This is a genomic window from Streptacidiphilus melanogenes (assembly GCF_000787835.1).
Lineage (GTDB): Bacteria > Actinomycetota > Actinomycetes > Streptomycetales > Streptomycetaceae > Streptacidiphilus > Streptacidiphilus melanogenes.
Map to the genome: position 1 here is coordinate 1 of NZ_BBPP01000105.1, position 2,612 is coordinate 2,612.

2 protein-coding genes are annotated in these 2,612 nt (G+C 69.6%); both read right to left on the reverse strand.

The window, feature by feature from the left end:
* Positions 1–165: 165 nt before the first annotated feature.
* Positions 166–1,674 (reverse strand): CoA-acylating methylmalonate-semialdehyde dehydrogenase, encoded by a 1,509-nt coding sequence (locus TR49_RS39485; protein WP_042391337.1) that lies wholly within the window; start codon positions 1,672–1,674, stop codon positions 166–168.
* Between the two features lie 154 nt (positions 1,675–1,828).
* Positions 1,829–2,377: a hypothetical protein gene (locus TR49_RS39490; RefSeq protein WP_042391340.1), complete on the reverse strand. Its 549-nt coding sequence runs from the start codon at positions 2,375–2,377 to the stop codon at positions 1,829–1,831.
* Between the last annotated feature and the right edge of the window lie 235 nt (positions 2,378–2,612).

Consider the following 2,612-nt stretch of genomic DNA (forward strand, 5'->3'; position numbering starts at 1 on the left):
TGTTCCACTCTATCAGAGTTTTTCAGCTCCGATTTCCAGTGGTTTTGTCATCCCATTTCCCGTCCGTTTGCGGGACGTTCAGCGGGGCAACTCGGAGAACGTTACGGGGCCCGGCAGGCCGAGTCAAATCGGCTGCCGGGCCCCGTGGGATCCCGTACCCGCAGGTCAGGAGTTGGTCGGGAAGCCCAGGTTGATGCCGCCGTGGCTCGGGTCGAGCCAGCGCTGGGTCACGGCCTTGCCGCGGGTGAAGAACTGGACGCCGTCGGCGCCGTAGGCGTGCGTGTCGCCGAAGAGGGAGGCCTTCCAGCCGCCGAAGGAGTAGTAGGCGACCGGGACCGGGATCGGCACGTTGATGCCGACCATGCCGACCTCGACCTCGTTCTGGAAGCGCCGGGCCGCGCCGCCGTCGTTGGTGAAGATCGCGGTGCCGTTGCCGTAGGGGTTGGCGTTGATGAGCGCCAGGCCCTCGTCGTAGGAGTTCACCCGGACGACGGACAGCACCGGGCCGAAGATCTCGTCGTTGTAGACGGACATGCCGGGCTTCACGTTGTCGAAGAGGGTCGGGCCGAGCCAGAAGCCGTCGACGCTGTCCTCGCCCGCGATCGGGTGCTTCCGGCCGTCGACGACGAGCTCTGCGCCGTCGGCGACGCCCGAGTCCAGGTAGGAGACGACCTTGTCGCGGTGGACGCCGGTGACGAGCGGACCCATGTCGGAGTCGCCGTTGCAGCCGGGGCCGACCGTCAGGGTGGCCATACGCTGCTTGATCTTCTCGATCAGCTCGTCCGCGATCGGCTCGACGGCGACGAGGACCGAGATGGCCATGCAGCGCTCGCCCGCCGCGCCGAAGCCGGCGTTGATCGCGGCGTCGGCGGCCAGGTCGAGGTCGGAGTCCGGCAGGACCAGCATGTGGTTCTTGGCGCCGCCGAGGGCCTGCACGCGCTTGCCGTAGCGCGTGCCGGTCTCGTAGACGTAGCGGGCGATCGGGGTCGAGCCCACGAACGAGACGGACTTGATGTCCGGGTGCTCCAGCAGGCGGTCGACCGCGACCTTGTCGCCGTGGACGACGTTGAAGACGCCCGCCGGGAGACCGGCCTCGGCCCACAGCTCGGCCAGGAAGTTGGCCGCGGACGGGTCCTTCTCGGACGGCTTCAGCACGACGCTGTTGCCGGCCGCGATGGCGATCGGGAAGAACCACATCGGGACCATCGCCGGGAAGTTGAACGGCGAGATGATCGCGACGGGGCCCAGCGGCTGGCGGATCGAGTAGACGTCGATGCCGGTGGAGGCCTGCTCGGTGAAGCCGCCCTTGAGGAGCTGCGGGATGCCGCAGGCGTACTCGACGACCTCGAGGCCGCGGGCGATCTCGCCCAGCGCGTCCGAGTGCACCTTGCCGTGCTCGGACACGATGATCGACGCCAGTTCGTCCTTGCGGCTGTTGAGCAGCTCGCGGAACTTGAACAGCACCTGCGTCCGCTTGGCCAGCGAGGCGTTGCGCCAGTCGGCGAAGGCCGTGACGGCGGCGGATACGGCCGCGTCGATCTCGCTGATGGTGGCGAAGTCCACCTGGCCGGAGACCTTGCCGGTCGCCGGGTCGTAGATGTCACCGCGACGCGGGGCGGCTCCGGCCGTGGGGACGGCCTCGCCGGCGATCCAGTGGGTGATGTGCTTGCTCAACGTCTGCCTCCGAGTCCAGGCGGGGCACGCGGAATGGGCTTCCAGCGGTGCAAGAAGGGTGCGGGATGCTGTGCGGTGCCGCGCTCTCCTCCCATTCTGTTTCGGCCGCGGAGCGCCCTCAATCATCAGCCTGTCGGGTGATTCAGGTTCTGCCTTACACCTCGTCCGGCTCACTGGGCGCCTGGCCGTCGCGCGGGTCGCTTCCCTCCCCCTCGTACCCCGTCCGGTACTCGGTCTCCCCCACTTCGCCGCCGAGTCCTGCGGTCAGCAGTGCGGCTGCCTCGTGCATGGCGAGCTCCAGCAGGACCGGGTCGTTGAGCAGGCCGGTGCCGTCCGGCGGCACGAGCCAGCGCAGGCCGCGTCCGGCGCGGGAGGGGTGGGGGACGGCGAGCCAGGCGCCGGGCCCTGAGGTGCGGATGCCGGTGCCGACCCACCGCGCGGCGGTTCCAGGGGGCACGAAGAAGCCGAATCGGTAGTCGCCGAAGTCGACGAGGACCGGCCCGGGGTCGTTGTCGAGGCGCAACAGGACGTCCGCGGTGAGTCGGCCCAGATCGCCGGGCACGACCAGGACGTCCCAGAGCCGTCCGGCGGGGAGCAGCGCGATGCCCATGGCGCTGCGCTCCCAGTCCCACCGACACGCCTCCGGGTCGGGAGCCGCCGCGGCGAGCCACTCGACCGCAGCGTTCGGTTCCAGACTTCCCATGGCTCTCGCCCTCCTCGTCAGCCGGCCGGGCCCCGGGGGTGGCGAATCCGGGGTCACCGGGAGAGAGCGTTCCGCCGTCCGACTCTTACATCGTTTTGGGGACCATCGTGAGGGCGGCCCGGCTCGCGGAGGCGAGAAGGTGCGTATAGGCGCGAAAGCGGCGCACACCCGCTATAGGGTGTGCGCCGCCATGCTCATGACGAACCGATCGCGTCCGGCGACGACGGCCCGCCCT

What these genes read in the sequence shown, in the direction of transcription:
- TR49_RS39490 (WP_042391340.1), bottom strand. Translation starts at nt 2,377, where the DNA reads ATGGGAAGTCTGGAACCGAACGCTGCGGTCGAGTGGCTCGCCGCGGCG.